The 21451-nt window shown below is 64.2% G+C and carries 17 protein-coding genes; 6 read left to right on the forward strand and 11 right to left on the reverse strand.

Going from position 1 to position 21451, the window contains the following annotated elements; genetic code table 11:
* Positions 1–4: 4 nt before the first annotated feature.
* A complete protein-coding gene (locus IM738_RS09460) occupies positions 5–793 on the forward strand; it encodes an outer membrane protein assembly factor BamD (protein WP_236965619.1) in 789 nt (262 codons plus the stop codon).
* On the opposite strand, the gene IM738_RS09465 is transcribed toward IM738_RS09460, so the two are convergent.
* Entirely contained in the window at positions 765–2768 is a 2004-nt protein-coding gene (locus IM738_RS09465) for an ATP-dependent DNA helicase (RefSeq protein ID WP_236965620.1), read from the reverse strand. The genes IM738_RS09460 and IM738_RS09465 overlap by 29 nt on opposite strands.
* 152 nt (positions 2769–2920) lie before the next feature.
* Between IM738_RS09465 and IM738_RS09470 the strand changes: the two genes are divergently transcribed.
* Complete coding sequence (locus IM738_RS09470; protein WP_236965621.1) at positions 2921–3679, forward strand: PP2C family protein-serine/threonine phosphatase; 759 nt, start codon at positions 2921–2923, stop codon at positions 3677–3679.
* A gap of 12 nt (positions 3680–3691) precedes the next feature.
* Here the strand turns inward: IM738_RS09470 and zapE are convergent, their stop codons facing one another.
* The 8 genes from zapE to IM738_RS09510 all read right to left on the reverse strand — a co-directional run bounded on the left by zapE (position 3692) and on the right by IM738_RS09510 (position 14888).
* A complete protein-coding gene (gene zapE, locus IM738_RS09475; RefSeq protein ID WP_236965622.1) occupies positions 3692–4789 on the reverse strand; it encodes a cell division protein ZapE in 1098 nt (365 codons plus the stop codon).
* A 13-nt stretch (positions 4790–4802) separates the two neighbouring features.
* Positions 4803–6230 (reverse strand): dihydrolipoyl dehydrogenase, encoded by a 1428-nt coding sequence (lpdA, locus tag IM738_RS09480; protein WP_236965623.1) that lies wholly within the window; start codon positions 6228–6230, stop codon positions 4803–4805.
* A 63-nt stretch (positions 6231–6293) separates the two neighbouring features.
* Complete coding sequence (gene odhB / locus IM738_RS09485) at positions 6294–7556, reverse strand: 2-oxoglutarate dehydrogenase complex dihydrolipoyllysine-residue succinyltransferase (RefSeq protein ID WP_236965624.1); 1263 nt, start codon at positions 7554–7556, stop codon at positions 6294–6296.
* A 90-nt stretch (positions 7557–7646) separates the two neighbouring features.
* Complete coding sequence (locus IM738_RS09490) at positions 7647–10538, reverse strand: 2-oxoglutarate dehydrogenase E1 component (RefSeq protein WP_236965625.1); 2892 nt, start codon at positions 10536–10538, stop codon at positions 7647–7649.
* A 243-nt stretch (positions 10539–10781) separates the two neighbouring features.
* Positions 10782–11156, reverse strand: a complete 375-nt coding sequence (locus IM738_RS09495; protein ID WP_236965626.1) for an ArsR/SmtB family transcription factor — start codon at positions 11154–11156, stop codon at positions 10782–10784.
* 146 nt (positions 11157–11302) lie between these two features.
* Positions 11303–13270 (reverse strand): propionate--CoA ligase, encoded by a 1968-nt coding sequence (locus IM738_RS09500; protein ID WP_272907842.1) that lies wholly within the window; start codon positions 13268–13270, stop codon positions 11303–11305.
* Positions 13271–13397: 127 nt separating this feature from the next.
* A complete protein-coding gene (locus IM738_RS09505) occupies positions 13398–14003 on the reverse strand; it encodes an isochorismatase family protein (protein ID WP_236965628.1) in 606 nt (201 codons plus the stop codon).
* Positions 14004–14093: 90 nt separating this feature from the next.
* Positions 14094–14888, reverse strand: coding sequence for a TetR/AcrR family transcriptional regulator (locus IM738_RS09510; protein WP_236965629.1), 795 nt, complete (start codon positions 14886–14888; stop codon positions 14094–14096).
* Positions 14889–15162: 274 nt separating this feature from the next.
* On the opposite strand from IM738_RS09510, the gene IM738_RS09515 reads away from it, so the two are divergent.
* Positions 15163–15738, forward strand: coding sequence for a C40 family peptidase (locus IM738_RS09515; RefSeq protein ID WP_442908502.1), 576 nt, complete (start codon positions 15163–15165; stop codon positions 15736–15738).
* 114 nt (positions 15739–15852) lie between these two features.
* Here IM738_RS09515 and IM738_RS09520 read toward each other — a convergent pair whose 3' ends face one another.
* Positions 15853–16707, reverse strand: a complete 855-nt coding sequence (locus IM738_RS09520; protein ID WP_236965630.1) for a 2OG-Fe(II) oxygenase — start codon at positions 16705–16707, stop codon at positions 15853–15855.
* Positions 16708–17039: 332 nt separating this feature from the next.
* The gene (locus IM738_RS09525; RefSeq protein ID WP_236965631.1) at positions 17040–18800 is read right to left on the reverse strand and encodes a sensor histidine kinase; all 1761 of its coding nucleotides are present in this window, start codon (positions 18798–18800) and stop codon (positions 17040–17042) included.
* A 359-nt stretch (positions 18801–19159) separates the two neighbouring features.
* On the opposite strand from IM738_RS09525, the gene IM738_RS09530 reads away from it, so the two are divergent.
* The 3 genes from IM738_RS09530 to IM738_RS09540 all read left to right on the forward strand — a co-directional run bounded on the left by IM738_RS09530 (position 19160) and on the right by IM738_RS09540 (position 21450).
* A complete protein-coding gene (locus IM738_RS09530) occupies positions 19160–19852 on the forward strand; it encodes a Crp/Fnr family transcriptional regulator (RefSeq protein ID WP_236965632.1) in 693 nt (230 codons plus the stop codon).
* A gap of 217 nt (positions 19853–20069) precedes the next feature.
* Entirely contained in the window at positions 20070–20864 is a 795-nt protein-coding gene (locus tag IM738_RS09535; RefSeq protein WP_236965633.1) for a Crp/Fnr family transcriptional regulator, read from the forward strand.
* A gap of 139 nt (positions 20865–21003) precedes the next feature.
* Complete coding sequence (locus IM738_RS09540; RefSeq protein WP_236965634.1) at positions 21004–21450, forward strand: PRC-barrel domain-containing protein; 447 nt, start codon at positions 21004–21006, stop codon at positions 21448–21450.
* The last annotated feature ends 1 nt before the right edge of the window (position 21451 follow it).

Raw genomic sequence — 21451 nt, forward strand, 5'->3', positions numbered from 1 at the left:
GGCGGTGTCGTTCGGCGCACTGACCACGGTGCTGGTCGTCGCGGGTTGCAGCAGCACCCCCGTGGATCCGACCACGGACTGGAGTCCCAACAAGATCTACAGCGAAGCCAGCGACGAGCGTGAGGCGGGCAACTTCGACAAGGCCATCGGCCTGTACGAAAAACTCGAAGGCCGTGCCGCCGGCACCCCCCTGGCCCAGCAGGCCCAGCTCGACAAGGCCTACACCCAGTACAAGGGTGGCGAACAGGCCCAGGCACTCGCCACCATCGAGCGGTTTCTGCGCCTGCATCCGGCCAGCCCTGCGCTGGACTATGCGCTGTACCTGAAGGGCTTGGTCAACTTCAACGAAAACCTCGGCCTTTTCGGATCGCTGGCGCAGCAAGACCTGTCCGAGCGCGACCAGAATGCCGCGAAAGAATCTTTTGAGTCGCTGCGCGAGGTCGTGACCCGGTTTCCGGATTCGCGCTACGCGCCCGATGCCCGCGCCCGCATGACCTACATCGTCAATTCACTGGCGCAGTACGAGGTGCATGTGGCGCGATATTACTTTGGTCGTGGCGCCTACCTGGCAGCGATCAACCGTGCCCAGACCGCGGTGAGCGACTACGCCAACACGCCTGCCATGGAGGAGGCGCTGGTCATTCTGGTGCGGAGCTATGACGCCCTGGGCATGACCCAGCTGCGCGACGATGCCCGCCGAGTGCTTCAAACCAACTTCCCCAAAAGCAGCTTTCTGGGTGGCAGCGGCAGCAGCGGCTCCGGCGTCAGCAGCCCCTGGTGGAAGCTCTGGTAAGCGCCAGCTGATCGAGTTCCTCCAGCAGTTCCGCTTCGTCCAGAAGGCGGCGCATGGGCGGCATGGCCTCCAGCAGGTCGTTGCCGTATGAGCGCGTGAGCAGCCGCCGGTCGGCCACAACCAACACCCCCCGATCGGTTTCACTGCGGATCAACCGCCCCGCGCCCTGTTTGAGTGCCAGCGCCGCCTGGGGAAGGTAAGAGGAGCGGAAGGCGCTTCGCCCCTCAGCCTCATGCTGACGGGCCCGGGCCTCGACCAGCGGATCGTCGGGCGGCGGAAACGGCAGTTTGTCGATCACCAGCAACTGCAGCACGTCGCCGGCCAGGTCCACGCCCTCCCAGAAGGCCATTGACGCCACCAACACTGCGCCGGCCCCCTCCCCGCGTCCGGCGGCCCGGAACCGGGCCAGCAGCGCACGCCGCGACATCTGACCCTCGCACAACAATTGCAGCGGCTCGCGCTCCCCGTCCCCCACCATCTGCTGCAGGGCCTCCGTCAGTCGCGCCGTCGCCCGCAGCGTGGTGGTCAGCACGAGGGTGTGTCCGCCGAGCCGAGTGGCCCAGCGCGCGACGGCCTGGGCCAACACGGGCGTGTGGCGGGGATCGGCCGGCTCTGGCAGATCGTCCGGCACGTGCAGGGCCAGTTGCCGTGCGTGATCGAACGGGCTGGGCACCCGCAGCGTGCGCATGAGCGGGTGATGTCGCAGGCCCAGCGGCTCCGTGAACCAGCCCAATGTCTCTTCGGTGCCCAGTGTGGCGGACGTGAACACCCAGCTTCGTGCCTTGCCGGCCAGTTCGAGCGCGTCACCGATGTGCCGGGACGCGTCGATCGACGCCTGCACCAGCGCCCAGCCCGAAGCACCCACGTCCAGCCACGTCACAGTGGTGGTGTCTTCACCGGCGCTGCCCGGCCGGGTCAGCTGGCCCCACCCCGTCCAGAGACCATGCGCCTGGCGGTACAGTCCGTCCATCTCGGCCGCCGCTCCCGCGGTCGCCTGCAGCGCGGCCACCACCGCATGCAAGGCCCGGCTCACGGTCATGGTCCATGCCGACCACTGTTCGTCCTTTGACCTCCTCAGCCAGCGGTGCCGGCCGGGTGGACACGGTGGTGATGCGCCTGCCGCCTGATCCAGCACCAGCGCGAGGTGCGCCCAGGCGCGCTGGCCTCTCGCCCACCGGGGAGCGAGGTTCAACACGTCCCGCGCGAGCGCGCGCAACGACCCGCTGCCCACCGACTCGGCCATCAGCTCGACGCCGGTTGCGTTCAAGCGGTGTGCCTCGTCAAACACCACCACCTCGGCGCGTTCCAGAAGGCCGCCGAGCCAGGCGCCTTCGCCATGCAGGCTGGAGAAAAACAGGTGATGATTGATGATCACCCAATGCGCCTGCAGCGCCTCGTGTCTTGCGCGGTTCACGTGGCACCCATCCCGTCGGGGGCAGGTGTCACGCAGACAGTTGTCGCGGGTCGAGGTGATCTGGGGACGCAAGGCCGAGCGCTCGTCCAGCCACGGCAGCTCGGCCAGATCACCCTGCTGCGTGCGCCCCGCCCATTGCCTCACCCGATCCAGCCGCGAGGCCTGCGCAGGGTCGATCCCGCGCGACGGCACGTCGGCCACCTGGGCGAGGCGGTGCAAACACAGGTAGCTGGATCGCCCCTTGAGCATGGCCACGCGAACCGGCATGCCCAAGGTCTGCGTCAGCGTGGGAATGTCCCGCGCGAACAGCTGTTCCTGCAGCGCCTGGGTGGCGGTGGACAACAGCGCGCGACGGCCGCTGAGCAACAAGGGCACCAGGTAGGCCAGCGTCTTGCCGACGCCGGTACCCGCCTCCACCGCCAGCAAGCTCCCACTGTCAATGGCATCGGACACCGCCACCGCCATCGTGACCTGCGCCTCGCGGTGCACAAAGCCGGGTGACGCCGCCAGCGGGCCCTGGGCCGACAACGTTTGACGGACCCCGTCGGTGACCGAGGTCACCCGGAGCACCTGCCGCTCTCGCCTGGCACCATGGTACGGGTGGCCCGGCGCCGATGTGTTCGGTTTTGGTGACAAGCCAATCCGGCACAGAATTTAGTGGTTACCATCCGACACGTCACCGGCATACTGCTTCATTCTCACAACGAATTCCCATGTCCAAAGGCTATCGCATTCACGCGTCCACCGGCATTCACCGGGGTGACCGAGACTACCAGCAGGATCAGGTGTGCCTGCTGCACCATCCCCGCGAAAGCGCTTGCCTGCTGGCCGTGGTGGCCGACGGCATGGGGGGACGCAGTGGCGGTCGCAAGGCCTCTGACCAGGTGATGCTGACCTCGCGCCAGCTGTTCGAACGCTACGACCCGGAGACCGACGACGCCTCGTCGCTGCTGCGACAGATCGTGGAAGAGTCGCACCTAGTGATCAAGCTGACCGCGGTGTCGGCCGAACAGGAACCCCACAGCACCATTTCGGCCTTCCTCATCAACCCGGGTGGCAGCAGCCACTGGATCCACGCCGGCGACTCGCGCATCTATCACTTCCGCAACGGCAAGATGGTGTTCCGCACCATGGACCACTCCTATGTGCAAACCCTGGTGAACCAGGGCGAGATCACGGAAGAAGAGGCGCTCGATCACCCGCACTCCAACATCCTCATGGGCTGCCTGGGCACAGACAACGACCCGCCTGTGGACATCCATGTGGTTCAGCAACTGAGCCCCGGCGACGCGATCATGGCCTGCAGCGACGGGGTGTGGCACTACTTCACACCGGAGGAGCTGGCCAGCACCATCGCGATGCTCTCGCCCCGCGAAGCGTGTGAGTTCCTGATCCAGAAGGCCCGCTCGCGGGCCAAGGGCATGGGCGACAACCTGTCCATCACCATCGTCAAGCTCGAACCCCTGACCTGACCACCCACAGGTTCAGGTCAGGCCGGTGTCCACCTGGCGGTGCTCCAGCGCCAGAAATTCCGCCGACTGCATTTCGGTGAGCCGAGAGACCGTGCGGGGAAACTCGTGCGACATCGGGCCCTCGGTGTACAGAAGCTCCGGCGGCACCGCTGCCGACATGACCAGCTTGACACGCCGGTCGTACAGCACATCGATGAGCCAGGTGAAGCGCCGCGCTTCCGAGGCCTGCCGCACCGCCATCTGCGGCACGTTGGACAACATCAGCGTGTGGAACTGGGTGGCGATTTCCAGGTAGTCATTCTGCGAGCGTGGTCCGCCGCAGAGCGTGCGGAAGTCGAACCAGATCACGCCACCCGCGCGGCGCAGCGCCTGGATCTGCCGCGCCTCGATGTGCATCACCGGGTCCTGGTCGGCCATCTCAGCCAGCTCGCCGAACGTTTGCTCCATGGCCGCATCGGCCGCGGGGCCCAGCGGGCAATGGTAGAGCTGGATGTGGGTCAGCGTGCGCTGGCGGTAGTCGGTGCCGTTGTCCACACTCAGCACCTCCAGCCGCGATTTCAGCAGCTCGATGGCGGGCAGGATGCGATCGCGGTGAAGACCGTCCGGGTACAGGCCATCGGGGTGGAAGTTGGAGGTGGTGACGAAACCCACACCGGCCTTGAACAGCGCATCCAGCAGGCGGTGCAGGATCATGGCGTCGGTCACGTCGGCCACATGGAACTCGTCGAAGCAGATGAGCTTGTAGCGCTTGGCCATGCGCGCACCCAGCTCGTCCAGCGGGTTCACCGTGCCTTGCAGATCGCGCAGTTCGCGATGCACCTCGCGCATGAACTCGTGAAAGTGCAAGCGCGTCTTGCGCCGGATCGGGACCGCGTTGTAGAAGCAGTCCATCAGGAAGCTCTTGCCCCGCCCCACCCCGCCGAACATGTAGACGCCGCGCGGGATCTCCGGCTTGACGAACATCTTCTTCAGCGCATTGGAGCGGCGCTGCTTGTACGTCGCCCATTCGGCGGCACACCGCTCCAGCGCGTCGATGGCACGTTGCTGGGCGGGGTCGGTGGTGTAGCCGCGCTCCTTGAGCGCGGCTTCGTAGGTGCTGCGGACCGACAAGGGCGAACCCGGGTCAGAAGTTCAGCGTGCGCTTGTCCACCGCCAGAGCGGCTTCCTTGGTCGCCTCGGACAGCGACGGGTGCGCATGGCAGATGCGGGCGATGTCTTCGGCGCTGGCCTTGAACTCCATCGCCACCACGGCTTCGGAGATCAGCTCGGAGGCCATCGGGCCCACGATGTGCACACCCAGGATCTCGTCCGTGGTCGCGTCGGCCAGGAACTTGACCATGCCAGTCGTGTCGCCCAGCGCGCGTGCACGGCCATTGGCCAGGAACGGGAAGGTGCCGGCCTTGTACGCCACGCCGTCCGCCTTGAGCTGCTGCTCGGTGCGGCCGACCCAGGCGATCTCGGGGCTGGTGTAGATGACCCAGGGGATGGTGTTGAAGTTGACGTGCCCGTGCTGGCCGGCGATGCGTTCGGCCACGGCCACGCCCTCTTCTTCTGCCTTGTGCGCGAGCATCGGGCCACGCACCACATCGCCCACCGCCCACACGCCCGGCAGGTTGGTCTTGCATTCGGCGTCCACCATGATGGCGCCGCGCTCGTCCAGCGCCAGACCCACGGCTTCGGCGTTCAGGCCGATGGTGTTGGGCACGCGGCCGATGGACACGATCAGCTTGTCGGCCTCCAGCGTCAGGGCTTCACCCTTGGCGTTGGTGTAGGCGACGTTCACGCCCTTCTTGCCGGTCTTGATCTCGCCAACGGTCACGCCGAGTTCGATCTTCAGCCCCTGCTTGTCGAAGGCCTTCTTGGCTTCCTTGGCGATCTGCTCGTCCACCGCCCCCAGGAAGGTCGGCAGACCTTCGAGGATGGTGACGTCGGACCCCAGGCGGCGCCAGACCGAGCCCATTTCCAGGCCGATCACGCCGGAACCGATCAGCACCAGCTTCTTGGGCACCGCGCCGATGCGCAGTGCACCGTCGTTGGACAGCACGGTCTCTTCGTCGAATGGGGTGCCGGGCAGCGCGCGGGCATTGGAGCCCGTGGCCAGGATGACCTGCTTGCCCACCAGGGTTTCAGGCTTCTCGCCTGTCACCTGGACTTCGTAACCGCCTTCAGCGGCTTTGGCGAACGAACCCCGGCCGTGGAAGAACGTGACCTTGTTCTTCTTGAACAGGTAGAGGATGCCGTCGTTGTTCTGCTTCACGACGGTGTCCTTGCGGCCCACCATCTTGGCCACGTCCACCGTCACTTTGCCGGTGCTGATGCCGTGGTCGGCGAAGTGGTGGTTGGCGTGCTCGAAGTGCTCGCTGGATTGCAGCAGCGCCTTGGACGGGATGCAACCGACGTTGGTGCAGGTGCCGCCCGGGGCGGGGCCGCCAGCGGCGTTTTTCCACTCGTCGATGCACGCGACCTTGAAACCCAGCTGGGCAGCGCGAATGGCAGCGATGTAGCCGCCTGGGCCGGCGCCGATCACGACGACGTCAAATGCTTGAGACATGATTGTTCCTGAATGGGGTTGGACAAACGCCCCCGAAGGGGCGTCTGCAATGTCACTGTTCGATCAGATGTCGAAGAGCAAACGAGCGGGATCTTCCAGCGCTTCCTTCATGGCCACCAGACCCAGCACGGCTTCGCGGCCGTCGATGATGCGGTGGTCATAGGACATGGCGAAGTAGTTCATCGGGCGCACCACCACCTGACCGTTTTCGACCATGGCGCGGTCCTTGGTGGCGTGCACGCCCAGGATGGCCGACTGGGGCGGGTTGATGATGGGGGTGGACATCATCGAACCGAAGGTGCCGCCGTTGGAGATGGAGAAGGTGCCACCGGTCATGTCGTCCATGCCCAGCTTGCCGTCCTTGGCCTTCTGGCCGAATTCGGCGATCTTCTTCTCGATCTCGGCAAAGCTCATCTGGTCGGCGTTGCGCAGGATGGGCACCACCAGGCCACGCGGCGAACCCACCGCGATACCGATGTCGAAGTAGCCGTGGTAGACGATGTCGTTGCCGTCCACCGAGGCGTTGAGCACCGGGAACTTCTTGAGCGCGTGCACGGCGGCCTTCACGAAGAAGCTCATGAAGCCCAGCTTCACGCCGTGTTCCTTCTCGAACCGTTCCTGCATGCGCTTGCGCATCTCCATGACCGGGGCCATGTTGATTTCGTTGAACGTGGTCAGGATGGCGTTGGTCGCCTGCGACTGCAGCAGGCGCTCGGCCACGCGGGCGCGCAGACGCGTCATGGGCACGCGCTCTTCAGGGCGGTCGCCGAGGTCGGGGGCGACCGTGGCCACCTGCGGCAACACCTTGGTCGGTGCGCCGGTGGGGATGGCGGCGGGCGCGGCCACAGCTGCCTTGGGTGCCGCGGCGGCGGCGAGCACATCGCCCTTGGTGACGCGGCCGTCCTTGCCCGTGCCGGGCACCGAGCCGGCGGCCATGCCGTTGTCGGCCATCAGCTTGGCGGCGGCGGGCATGGCCACGCCGGCTTTGCTGGTGGAGACTACTGCAGCAGCAGCAGGCGCCGCCAAAGGCGCTGCGGCCACCGGAGCGGGCGCGGCGGCGGCGGGCGCAGCAGCACCCGCCACAGCGGCGGTGTCGATGCGCGCGATCAGCTGCTCGGCGGCCACCGTGGCGCCATCGCCCTGGAGGATTTCGACCAGCACGCCCGACGATGGTGCCGGGCATTCCAGCACGACCTTGTCGGTCTCGATCTCGATCAGGGTTTCATCCGCGGTGACGGCATCACCGACCTTCTTTTTCCATTGCAGCAGGGTGGCCTCGGCCACGGACTCGGAGAGCTGCGGAACTTTGACTTCTACGATTGCCATGTTCTTGTCCTAGAGATATTGCGTTCAGGGTCGGGGGTCGGGCGAGCCAGGCGCGGTGCGCGCGTGGCCAGCCGATCAACGTGCCGACAGTTACTTGGTGAGGATGAAACCCTTGAGCTTGCTGAAAGCGGCTTCGATCAGGGTCTTCTGCTGCTCCTGGTGCAGGTGGGCGTAACCCACGGCCGGCGATGCCGATGCGGCACGGCCGGCGTAACCCAGCTTCTGACCGTCGAGCATGTTCTCGTGGATGTAGTGCTGCACGAAGAACCAGGCCCCCTGGTTCTGCGGCTCGTCCTGGCACCACACGATGTCGGTGGCGTTGGGGTACTTCTTGAGTTCGGCGCCGAACACCTTGTGCGGGAACGGGTACAGCTGCTCCACGCGCAGGATGGCCACGTCGTCGTCGCCACGCTCTTCGCGTTTCTTGACCAGGTCGTAGTACACCTTGCCCGAGCAGCAGATCACGCGCTTGACCTTCTCGGCCTTCTTGGCCACGTCCGGATGGCTGTCCGGAATCACGGTCTGGAAACCGCCTTTGGTGAACTCGGACAGCGGCGAGGTCGCGTCCTTGTTGCGCAGCAGCGACTTGGGCGTGAAGATGATCAGCGGCTTGCGCAGGTTGCGGATCACCTGGCGGCGCAGGATGTGGAAGATCTGGCTGGCCGTGGTCGGCTGCACGAGCTGCATGTTGGTGTCGGCGGCCAGCTGCATGAAGCGCTCCAGGCGCGCCGAGCTGTGCTCGGGGCCCTGGCCTTCGTAGCCGTGCGGCAGCATCAGCGTGATGCCGTTGACGCGGCCCCACTTCACCTCGCCGGAGGCGATGAACTGGTCGATCACCACCTGCGCGCCGTTGGCGAAATCGCCGAACTGCGCTTCCCAGATCACGAGGGTGTTCGGGTCGTTGGACGCGTAGCCGTATTCAAAGCCCAGCACCGCCTCTTCGGACAGGATGGAGTCGATCACGACGAACGGCGCCTGATTGTCGGCCACGTTCTGCAGCGGCGTGTAGGTGCCTTCGTTCCACTTTTCACGGTTCTGGTCGTGGATCACGGCGTGGCGGTGCGTGAAGGTGCCACGGCCGCAGTCTTCGCCGGACAGGCGCACCGGGAAGCCGCTGGCCACCAGCGAGGCAAAGGCCATGTGCTCGCCCATGCCCCAGTCCACCGGAATGTCGCCACGGCCCATGGCCGCGCGGTCGGCGTACACCTTCTTCACCAGCTGGTGCGGGGTCACGCTGTCGGGGATGGTGGTCAGGCGGTCCGAGAGGCGCTTCCACTCGGCCATCGGAATGGCGGTGTCGCCCGAGTCGGTCCACTTCTTGCCCAGGAAGGGCGACCAGTCGACCGCGTACTTGCTCTTGAAGTTGGTCAGCACCGGGTCCACGGTGTGGCGACCAGCGTCGAGCGCGGCGCGATAGGCCTTGGACATGTCATCGCCCAGCGTCTCACCCAGGCCTTGCGCGGCCAGCTTGTCGGCGTAGAGCTTGCGGGTGCCGGGGTGGGCGCCGATTTTCTTGTACATCAGCGGCTGGGTCAGGCTCGGGGTGTCCTGCTCGTTGTGGCCCAGCTTGCGGAAGCAGATGATGTCCACGACCACGTCCTTGCGGAAGGTCATGCGGTACTCCAGCGCCAGCTGGGTGGCCAGCACCACGGCTTCGGGGTCGTCGCCGTTAACGTGCAGCACCGGCGACTCGACACCCTTGACGATGTCGGTGCAGTACAGCGTGGAGCGCAGGTCGCGCGGGTCGGAGGTGGTGAAACCGATCTGGTTGTTGATGATCAGGTGCACCGTGCCGCCCGTGGTGTAGCCACGGGTCGCGGCGAGCGCCAGGGTTTCCTGGTTCACGCCCTGGCCGGCGAAAGCCGCGTCGCCGTGCACGAGCACCGGCAACACCTGATTGCCCAGCGGGTCGCCACGGCGGTCCATGCGGGCACGCACCGAGCCTTCAACCACCGGGTTCACGATTTCCAGGTGCGACGGGTTGAACGCCAGCGAGAGGTGCACCGGGCCGCCAGGGGTGGACACGTCGGAGCTGAAGCCCTGGTGGTACTTCACGTCACCAGCGGGCAGCTCTTCGGGCGCGGTGTGGTCGAACTCGGCGAACAGGTCCTTGGGCATCTTGCCCAGGATGTTGACCAGCACGTTGAGGCGGCCGCGGTGGGCCATACCGATCACGATCTCCTGCACGCCCTGAGCGCCGGCCTGCTGGATCACCTCGTCCATGGCGGCGATGAAGCTCTCGCCACCTTCGAGCGAGAAGCGCTTCTGGCCCACGTACTTGGTGTGCAGAAAACGCTCCAGGCCTTCGGCCGCGGTCAGGCGGTCGAGGATGGCCTTTTTCTTGTCGGCGTTGAATGCCGGCTTGCTGCGGATCGATTCCAGCTTTTCCTGCCACCAGCGCTTCTGCGTCTGGTCGCTGATGTACATGTACTCGGCCCCGACGCTGGCGCAATAGGTTTCGCGCAAGGCGTTGAGCAGGTCGCGCAAGGACATGACCTCCTTGCCGAAGAAGGTGTTGCTGGTGTTGAACACGGTCTCGAAATCGGCGTCGGTGAAGCCGTAGAACGAGGGGTCGAGTTCGGGAATGTGGTCGCGCTCGGTGCGCTTGAGCGGGTCGAGGTCGGCCCAGCGAGAGCCGACGTTGCGGTAGGCGGCAATGAGCTGCTGCACGGCCACGCGCTTGCGACCCAGATCGGAGTCGGCGCCGGCGGCGACAACGACACGGGTTCCACCTTGTTTGGCGCGTTCGGCGAAGGCGTTGATGACGGGCAGGTGGGGCACATCACGGGCATCGGTGCCGTCGACGGCAGGCACGTGCTGCAAGGCGTCGAAGTAGCTGCGCCAGTTGTCTGGCACGCTGCCAGGGTTGTTCAGGTAGTTCTCATACATCTCTTCCACGTACGGCGCGTTGCCGCCGAAGAGGTACGAGTTGTTTTGGAAGGCAACATAGACGTTGCTCCCGTTCGATGGGGAATTGCTCATAGATCCGCTGACCTCCGCTTCCCTCTGGGAAACATTAGCTGGTTAAAGAAACCTCCCGCGACACGGCTTGACCGATTGGCGGATGCGACAGTGACTGTGGAAGGACCTGACTGCAGCCCGCGATTGTGCCATCGCCGGAACAGCTGCGGTGCAGAGATTGCGTGTTATCGGTGCATTGGCACCGAAATGAGGTTCGCGTGTTGCGCGACGGCGAAGCGACAGCCTCCCGTCAGCGAGCGCGCGTCAGGCGCCGACGCGGGGTGACAGGCGCTCGGAGGCAGGCACCGCGCTGGGCTCGTCCATCTCGATCGCGATCTGGGTGCAGACGGTGCGACACAGGGTCACCGCCTTCTCACTCTGGACACGGTAAATGACCTGCGTGCCCTCCTTGCGCTTGGCCAGCACGCCTGCCCTGTACAGCAGGTTCAGGTGTTGCGACAGGTTGGGCTGTGTGGTCTGGATCTCCAGCAGCAGCTGGGACACGGATTTTTCCTTGTCGCACAGGGCGCTCAGGATGCGCAAGCGCATCGGTGTGGCCAACACACCGAACAGTTCGGCTGCCAGCTCGAAAACACGGACTTTCTCGATGTGGGCGTCAGACCCGATCATTTGTTCCATGGTTCACCACACTTTTGTCAATATAAGCATGGATCATACTGACTTCAGGAGGGCTGTCACCCGCCCAAAATACACCCGGGAGTTCAAAAAAAAACACCGGCGCCCTTGCGGGTAGCGCCGGTGCTTTCTACAGCCCGGAACGCGCCTCAGGTCTGCAGGTCCTTGATTTGCTGCAAGGCAGCCGGGTCGTCCATGGTCGTCAGGTCCCCCGGGTCGCGCCCTTCGCACACCGCCTGAATGGCACGCCGCAGCAGCTTGCCGCTGCGGGTCTTGGGCAGCACGTTGACGAAACGAACCCGGGCAGGACGCGCAACCGCACCCAGCTGCTCGTCCACCAGCTTCATGACCTCGCCTTCAAGCTTCAACCGCGCCGCTTCGTCGCCCAGCAACGAAGCGTCCTTGACCACGGCGAACGCCATCGCCACCTGACCCTTGAGCTGGTCGGCCACGCCCACCACCGCCACCTCGGCGATTTTCGGGTGACTGGAAATGCTCTCCTCGATCTCGCGCGTGCCCAGGCGGTGACCGGCCACGTTGATCACGTCGTCGGTGCGGCCCAGGATGAAGTAGTAGCCGTCTTCGTCGCGGATGCCCCAGTCAAAGGTGCTGTAGACCATCTTGCCTGGCACGCTGGACCAGTAGGTCTTGACGAATCGCGCGTCGTCGCCCCAGATCGTTTGCATGCAGCCTGGCGGCAGCGGGCCCTCGACCGCGACCACGCCCTTCTGGTTCCCGCCCTGCAGCTCGGCGCCGGTCTGGTCGTCGAGCAGCTTGACGTTGTAGCCGTACACCGCCTTGCCCGGGGAACCGAACTTGCTGGGCGCCTTTTCCACGCCGTTGCAGATCGCCAGGATCGGCCAGCCCGTTTCGGTCTGCCAGTAGTTATCGACGATGGGCTTGCCCAGCTCGTCGGAAATCCACTTGGCGGTCGGCTCGTCCAAAGGCTCTCCCGCCAGGAACAGCGCCTTGAGGCTGGACAGGTCGTATTTCTTGATGAACGACGGGTCGTACTTCTTGAGCACGCGCACGGCCGTCGGCGCACTGAACATGACACTGACCTTGTACTTTTCGACCAGGCTCCACCAGATGCCGGCGTCGGGCCGGATCGGCAGACCCTCGTACATGATGGTCGCCATGCCGCCGATCAGCGGGCCGTAGATGATGTAGCTGTGGCCCACGACCCAGCCGATGTCGCTGGTGGAGAAATAGGTTTCGCCCGGCTCGCCCATGTAGATGTGCTTCATGGACGCCGCCAGGGCCACGGTGTAGCCGCCGGTGTCCCGCTGCACGCCTTTGGGCTTGCCGGTGGTGCCGCTGGTGTAGAGCGTGTAGCTGGGGTGGGTGGCGTCGACCCATTCGCAGGGGACCACGGTGTCCATGTGCTTCGCACGCTCGACCTCGTAGGCCACATCGCGCCCCGCCTCGGCGCTGAACGGCGCCAGCCCGCGATTGACCATCACCACCTTCTGTGGCTTGTGGGCGGACAGCTTGATGGCCTCGTCCAGCAGGGGCTTGTATTCCACCACCTTGCCCCCGCGCGAGCCGGCATCGGCGCTCACGATGGCCACGGGCGAAGCGTCTTCAATGCGGCTCGCCAGCGAGTGGCTGGCGAAACCGCCGAACACCACGGAGTGAATGGCGCCGATGCGCACGCAGGCCAGCATGGCAAACGCGGCCTCGGGAATCATGGGCATGTAGATCAGGACACGGTCGCCCTTCTTGACACCCTGGTCTTGCAGGATGGCGGCCATGCGCTGCACCTCGGCGTGCAGTTGGCGAAAGCTGTAGATCGTCTCGACGTTGGTTTCCGTGGACACGAAGATCAGGGCGTTCTGGTCCGCGCGGTCTTTCAGGTGTCGATCGACCGCGTTGTGGCACAGGTTGGTCAGTCCACCCTCAAACCAGCGCGCAAACGGCGGGTTGTCGTAGTTGCAGACACGGTCAAAGGGCTTGTGCCAATCCACCAGCGCCGCCTGCTCCGCCCAGAAAACGTCGCGCTCTTCGATCGAGCGTTGGTGAAAGGCCGCATAGCCTTGTGGATTGCCCATGGGAGTCTCCTGCAGGTGGTGGTTCGAAACGACTGAAACGGCGTCGGCTGGCGCACCGAGGTGCATCCATCGAAACTGAATTCATAATTATGAAGACCAGACTTTCGGGAGTCTGACACCCGACACAGATGGTCCCTGGGTCGCCGATCAACCCCTGCCCTTGGGGCAGCGGAACCACACCCCTCCAAGCGACCTACTTGATCAGCGCCTGAACTTCACGGAAAGCAGGGTGTTCGGCGCTGCGCAACCATTCAAACACCACCATCTCGGTGGTCACCAGCTCGCAACCAGCGCCGGCGAGCCGGTCAAACGCAGCGTCCCGGTTGCGCTCGGTGCGCGAGCCGCAGGCATCGGTGACCACCCAGACATCGATTTCCTGCTCGACCAGTTCCAGCGCCGTCTGCAGGAGACACACATGGGCCTCGCAACCGGCGAGCACCACAGTGTTGCGCTCGGCAACCGGGGCGGCGGGCTTCTGCAAATGGCGCGGCAGGCTGCGGGCATTGCCTCCGGCTTGTTGGCGGGCCGGCGGCCGCAGCCACTCCATGAGGCCATCACTGGCCGCGCTGAAGCTCATCTTGGTCAGGGTGCGCTGGCACAACTCGCGCAAGGCGGGATCATTGGCGCCGAGCTTCTCGGGGTTTTGTTCGGTGCCGAACGCGGGTACGCCCAGCAGGCGTGCCGCGCGCGCCAGACGCAGCGCATTGGCCAGCACCTGTTCGCGCTCGGGCATGGCCGGCATCAGGCGCTCCTGGTAGTCCACCAGAACCAGTTGGGAATCGGTTACGTCAAGCAGCATGAAATGTCCTGTGGAATGTCTTGGATCGCGCCGGGTGCGCGCGCCGCCGATTGTGACAAAACCGGGCCGCCTGGCGACACTGGTGACGAATCACACGGCGAACAAGTCGCCTTGCTCGATGGACGTGGTGCCCGTCGCGCCGAGCGCGCTCGCGAGCGCCACGTCCAGCCAACGTTGAAGGCTCTGAACGAAACGCGACTCCAGAGCCGTCTGGCCGCTCGCCGGTTTCGATCCCTGCAGCACCAGCAAGCCCAGTCCGTAGGCCAGCACCTCATCGTGCAACTGCAAAGCGCACTCGGGCGGCAAGCCCGTGGCCAACAAAGCGTCCAGACACGGCTGCAAAGCATCGGTCAGCTGCGCAAACGGCACCGAAGCCGCGCCCTGATCGGGGGACACATCGGGAAGACCGTCAGATCCGCCATGCAGAACCAGCTGCAAACGCTGCGCGTCCCTGGCAAGACAGCCCCACCACGCCAGCGAACGGTCCAGGAACAGGTGGCGTGCGGCCTGCACATGGCCTGGAATCGGCACCCCGTCGGTCCGAGCACGCGAGCTCCGTTCGCCGCGGGACGCCTTCTGCGACCTGACCTGCTCTCCCAATTCTTGGATCACGCGCTGCTGCAGCGCCGACAGGATGGCGTCGCGCCCTGGAAAGTACGCGTACAGCGCGCCTGCCGTGTAGCCGGCCCGCTGAGCCAGCTGGCGCATGTTGAACCCCTGGGCACCCGTCTCACACCAGAGCGCCCACGCCACATCCAGCAGTTGAACCCGCCGTTCATCACCGAAACGCTGTTGCCGCAACTGCCGGTCGATGGCCCGCTGCTGCATGTGTCGCACCTGCTCAGTAGTCAGCACTGGGGTGATCGCATCAAATTTGACAGACATGGACGATGGGGGGCTGCCGCTCAGAAAAAGGGTTCAATTGTATGAACAATGTTCAAATTAATGATCCGGGGCAACCTACTTTAAGGATGTTTGATGGGTTTTGCGGTGACAAAGGGCTCGAACAACGTCCGCCGAAGCAGAACGGCGCCCCTTGAATTCTTTTGTGTTCAGAGGGATTCAAAAATGAGAACTTCAAAGAAATATTGAACAGAATCAATCTTCTGCAACCCATTCCTCGCTTGACTCGTCATCTCCAGGACGATAAGCTGCGGCGATGCATCGTGTGATACTGATCCCCCTTCTGATGAGTTGTGCCTTGGCGCAGGCCGCACCAACAGAAGAAGAAGGGGCAGTCGGTCACGACGACATGACTCAGCTGCTTGAAGAACGGGGTGTGATATCCCGTCTTGGATCCCAACTGAAGTTGGCCCGGAGCAACGTGGGCGAGAAGGCCTCGGACCTCGTGATGAGTGCCATGGGTTTTCTGGGGGTGCCTTACCGGTACGGTGGCAACAGCGCAGACACCGGGTTTGATTGCAGTGGGCTGGTGCGCGCGGTGTTCGAACAATCGGTGGGCAAGATTCTCCCGCGACGGGCCGACGAGCAGGCCGCAGCCACCCAAGCCATCGACCGCAGCGAACTCAAACCGGGCGATCTCGTGTTCTTCAACACCATGCGACGTGCGTTCAGCCACGTGGGCATTTACGTCGGCGATGGAAAATTCATCCACGCGCCGCGCACAGGCGCATCGGTTCGGGTGGAAGACATGCGCATTTCCTATTGGCAGACGCGCTTCAATGGTGCGCGGCGCGTTCCCTTGCCGGGTGGCGACACGACCGCTTCACGCTGATTGACCACCTGGAACGTTCCGTGCGAGCCGCGCGGCACCTGCGCCACAGGCCCCTCAGACGCCTGATCAGATCAACGAATAGACCCTTGTGCCGCGCACGTTGCCGGTCACCGGTCAACCGCGCTTCTGTATCGACCTGCTGAAAAACCGCTCGCGAACGCGGCGCACATTGCGCCAGACCACTGGCGGCGCGAAATCCTGGCCCATGCGCCACATCACACCCTTGAAACTCTCGTCCGGCCGCGCCTTGAAGATGGTGGTGTGGATGCCATCGTCTTCGCCTTTCGGGCGACCGTTGGTGTAGTAGTACAGCGCCAGTGACTTGCGGGTCATGTCTTCCGGACAATTGAGCGGGTCCGGGTGACCGTGGAAGGAATCGCTGGTGGTGGTGAAAATGGCCAGCCGGTTGAACACGGGAAGGATCCTGTCGCCACAGAAAGTGGTGTCCTTGTCCCACAGCTCCAGGCAACCCCCGTACTCCTCTTTCCAGTCCTTGTTGAGATACAACAGGATGTTGATGCGCCGGTCGAGGAACAGGCTGTCGTGCTTGTTGAAGTCGGCGTGCAGCTTCAACAGTCCGCCACGACGGATCTGGTGCAAGCCGCCACCTCGCAACAGTGGATCGGGTATCAGGTTGGGAATCCCCGTGACTTTTTCCAGGAACCGCAGGAAAGGGATCGAGTGAAACTGGTAGAACAGGTTGCGCGTGACGGGGCCGAACTTCGTTTCATCCGCGCACACCAGTTTGATCTCGGTCTGCCGGTTGTAGTTGTGCCAGTCGATGTCAGCCGGCTTGGGGAACTCTGCCAACACCGCCTCTGCCACATCTGCCGGCAGGAAGTTGTCGAAATGGATGTGAGGAAACGGCGAGCCCGCCGCGTATTTCTGAGCGCTCTGTTCGGCGAGCAAGCCATATTTGGGATCATCAAAAACGAACCGCTCACTCAGATCCACTGTCGCCATGTCCATACAGACCTCGGTAGTACTTCAGTAACATCCTCGTTGGCGCCGATCCACGGTATCGAGGGTTGCCATGGACAGGGCCAACGTTCCAGAGGAAGGCGACCCACAACCGCAGCGGCGAGGGCAGCTTCACAGCCTGAGGATGCTAGTGCGAGAGACTTAAGGTTCGATTAAGAATCCTGTCGCACCGGCACACGCATGGATGCGGGCGATGCCAGGTGACAACAGGGCCTGATCGGTACTTCGGGTCTATGAAGCTGGCCTTCAGACCCGCCCAGCCAATGGTCAAAGGCTCCAGCCCCCTGACGCGCTTGAAATGGCCATGGGACAAACTCTGCTCAGTGCTGGGCTTGCGGTGGCGCCCATTCCGATGTGCCGAAGCCCTGCGGCATTGAGATGCAGAACGTCGCACCTTCTCCTGGCACCGCCTGTGCGGCGATCTCGCCGCCATGCCGGTGGACGATGCGCTGCACAGTCGCCAGCCCAATACCGATCCCGGGAAACTCGTCCTGGCGGTGCAAGCGCTGGAAAGGTCTGAAAAGTCGTTCCGACTGAGCCATGTCGAAGCCGGCGCCATTGTCGGAAACGCAGATTCCTCGCAAGCCGCCGACCTCGCCCCTGTGCACGCGAATGGCCGGTGTCACGGTGATGCCAGTGTATTTCCAGGCGTTGTCGAGCAGATTGACCAGGGCGCAGTCGAGCATGCGCGCATCCCCCTGCACAACAAGGCCATCTTCGACGTCCCACGCGACCCGCCGTTCAGGCTCTGCCGTGGTCAGTTCGGTCAGACGTCGGCGCGCCACTGCCGACAGGTCAACACGATCTTGTCGAAGATCACCGCGTGTGCTTCGCGACAGGGCCAACAGACCGTCGATCAAGTCGCTCATCTTGTGAGTCGCGAGAGCCATCTGATCGAGATAGGTCTTGGCCGGGCCCTGCAGCGAGGCACCACAGTCCTCCCGCAACGCCTGAGCGAAGCCGTTCATTGAGCGCAGCGGTGCCCGAAGGTCGTGCGAGACAGCGTCGGCAAATGTCTCCAGCTCCCGGTTCGCGGCGGTGAGTTCGGCCGTTCGTTCGATCACGCGGGCCTCAAGGGTCGTGTTGATGTCGCGCAGCGCGGTTTCCGCTGTCTTGAGCACGTCAATGTCGGTGTGGGTTCCGAGCATGCGAAGCGGCCGCCCTTCGGCAGAGCGTTCTTGGAGCTCACCCATGGAGAGGATCCACTTCCAACCGCCATCATGGGTCCGCAGGCGGTGCTCCACACGGTAGGCCGGCAGATGGCCGGCCAGATAGTCGTCCAGCGTCTTGAGCACCATGACACGGTCGTCCGGGTGCAGGCGCTTGCGCCATTCGGCAAACGTTTCCCTGAAAGACGTTGGATCATGGCCGAGCATGGTGGCGTAGTCCTGACTCACCATCACCTCGCCCGTCTCCAGGTTCAGGTCGTAAAGGCCCTGCTTGGCCGCCACCAAAGCCAGTCGCAAGCGCTCTTCACTGTCGTGCAGGGCCTGCTCGGTCTTCCTGCGGTCAGTGATGTCGCGTGAGATGCCAAAGGTACCGAAGGTTCGGCCCTGCGCGTCGCGCAGCGGTCCCTTGGTGGCCAGAAACACCCGTTCGCCCTGTGCGGTGTTCAGGCACTCTTCATTGGTTTCGACCTGTCCTGAAACGAAAACCCGTCGATCGATGGACATGATCCGCGCCGCCTGTTCGGCCGGGAAAGCGACGCGGTCGTCCTGCCCCAGCAGGTCCTCGGCGGACTTGCCCATGTACCGTGCGGCCGCGTTGTTGACCAGCAAATAGCACCCCTGGTCGTCCTTGGCGAAGATGGCATCGCTGGAACTCTTGGCGATGGCAGCAAGGAGTTGCATGGCCCGTCGCTTTTCTTCAGCCTCGGCCTGCTCTCGTTGGTGCGACGTGTTCAGCTGATCGACCAGCTGACCGACCAGCACATACAGCAGCAGGGTGGTGACCGCAACAAAGAACCAGCCCTTGGCCATGCTCGCGCGCACGAGCGCCTCGGGATCGCTGAACAGCAGCCCCATGGCCCGGTCGGACAGCAGGATCCACAAACCTGCGAAAACGGCATACGCCAGCGCCACGCGAGTGGCGCCTTGCCGGGGAGTCGATCGTGCGGGGGCGGAGTTCACGGAAGCCGGATGCGTGGAACCTGGTTAACCTCAATGGAAGAGACTATGCCTCGGCCCCACTTCGCCATGCGCCCTTCAACAAGGACTGCCGAGGAAGTGAACACATCGTTGGAAAAATGCAACGCCACGAGCCATCTGGACACCATCGATCGAGGCAGCAGGTGGCAACCGGCGTGCGCGCCGTCTTTGCCGCACCGTGCAGCACTGCGCCACAATCGCCCATCATGTCCCCTACCCCTCCTGCGGCACCGACCCCACCCGCACCCGGCTCCGCACTCCCATGCGCCCAGTGTCACTTGCGGCCACTGGCTTTGTTTCAGGCACACGAAGCCGCCGAGCTGGAACTCGTGCAGTCGCTCAAACGCCGGGACATGCGCCTGCTCATGGGACAAACGCTGATTCAAGAGGGACAGGTCGACGCGCCGCTCTACACCCTGCAGTCCGGCTGGGCGTTTCGCTTCAAGACGCTGAGCGACGGGCGCCGGCAGATTCTCAATTTTCTGCTCGCAGGTGACTTCATCGGCGTTCAGCAGAAGATGGGTGACGCAGCGGCCCACGGTGTCGAGACGCTGACCGATGCCGTGTTCTGCGTGTTCCAGCGCGACTCGCTGTGGGAGATCCACCGCCGCTCGCCCAGCATGGGCTTCAACGTGACCTGGCTCACCGCGCACGAAGAGTCGCTGGTGGACGACACCTTGCTCTCTGTGGGGAGGCGCAGCGCCGAAGAGCGCATTGCCACGTTGCTGATCCTGCTCTTCAAGCGCGCCGCCGCGCTGCAGGCCGATGCCGGTGCGAGCGGTGTGCCGTTTCCCCTGACGCAGCAACACGTGGCCGATGCCCTCGGGCTGTCACTGGTGCACACCAACAAGACGCTGCGCAAGCTGGAGCGCCGCGGACTGCACCACATTGGCGACGGTCGGCTGTTCATGCGGGACGTGAAGGCGCTCGCGCGCCTCGCCGACCTGTACGGCGACGGCCGCCCGCCCGTGCGCCCGCTGGTGTGACCGGGGCCCGGCGGCCCCCGTCTGCGCACGCCTGGCCCGCCCACACCCGGTAACAACTGGATCGGCACACATGTCTTTGTACACAGTGAAAGACTGACCGGCCACCTACATTGCGTTCAACCCTGCTCCCCGCCTTTCAGGCCCGCAGGGACATCGAGAGACCCATGGCCTTTGAAGCCCGGGCTCCAGATGGAACGCAATGCCCTAAGGAGGCCGCATGACAGCCACCGCTTCACGGTTCAACACGAACCAACTGCTCGCCACCCTCTCCAGCGCCGAATGGCAGCACCTGGAGCCCGACCTGGAATGGGTCGACCTGTCGGCCGGCACCGTGCTGCATTCCAATGGCAAGGCCCTGCGCCATGTGCACTTCCCGGTCACCGCAACCGTGTCCCTTGTGTCCTCCATGTCCGACGGCGCCTCGGCCGAAGTGGCCGTGGTGGGCAGTGAAGGCATGGTCGGCATCTGTGCCTTCATGGGCAATGCCAACGCCCTGAGCGACGCGGTGGTCCAGCGACCCGGCCATGCCTGGCGCATGGGCACGGCGGACGTGCAGCACCACACCCGCCGATCACCCGACTTCATGCAGCAGTTGCTGGGCTACACCCAGGCCTTGTTCACGCACATGGCGCAGTCATCGGCCTGCAACCGCCATCACGCGCTGGACCAGCAACTGTGCCGCTGGCTGCTGCAGCACCTGGACCGACAAGAAGGCACCGACATGCAGATCACCCAGGAGCGCATTGCCAGCCTGCTGGGCGTGCGACGCGAAGGCGTCACCGGTGGTGCACTCAAGCTGCAGAAGGCCGGATTGATCGACTACCACCGGGGTCACATTTCCATCATCGACCGCAGCGGCCTGGAAGCCCGCAGCTGCGAGTGCTACGGCGTGGTCCGGCAGGCGTACGACCGCTTGTCCTGCGCCCACGGCGCACCACGCCGAACGCCTGGCATGGGCAACCTGGGGCTGGCCGCTCCGGTGGTGCACCGCCAGCCCATGCAAACCGCCTGATCCTTGCGAGGAATGCGCCCACGGTGCCACGCGGCCCAACGCGCAAAGGCAGCCCCTCTCTGCAGGGCACGTGGTCAACAGCCACGCTGCCCAGCAGACTCCACCCTTCCCTGCAGCCCCTTTTCTTGAAAACCATCACATGAACTACGAAGAACGCGACAGCTTTGGCATGTACGCCGCCGCCACCGTCCTGGACGACACCGTCCCCAACCGCAATCGCGGCCCAGGCCCCTACCTGATGGGCGCTGACACTTTGTTGGGCAACGACGTGGTCAATGCCAGGGACCAAGACCTGGGCGACATCAAGGAGATCATGCTCGACATGCGCACCGGCCTGGTGAGCTATGCCGTGCTGTCGTTCGGCGGCTTTCTGGGTCTGGGGGAGAAGCTGTTCGCTGTGCCCTGGTCTGCGCTGAAGCTGGACACCAACAACAAGCGCTTCGTGCTCGATGTGAACATGGACCGCCTCGAAAGCGCACCCGGTTTCGACAAAAACGACTGGCCCGACATGGCCGACACCGCCTGGGAAAAAGGTGTTCATGACTACTACGGCACCCAGCCACACGTGGCCCCCCGCGGCAGTTGAT

It is taken from the genome of Hydrogenophaga sp. SL48 (assembly GCF_021729865.1).
Classification (GTDB): domain Bacteria; phylum Pseudomonadota; class Gammaproteobacteria; order Burkholderiales; family Burkholderiaceae_C; genus Hydrogenophaga.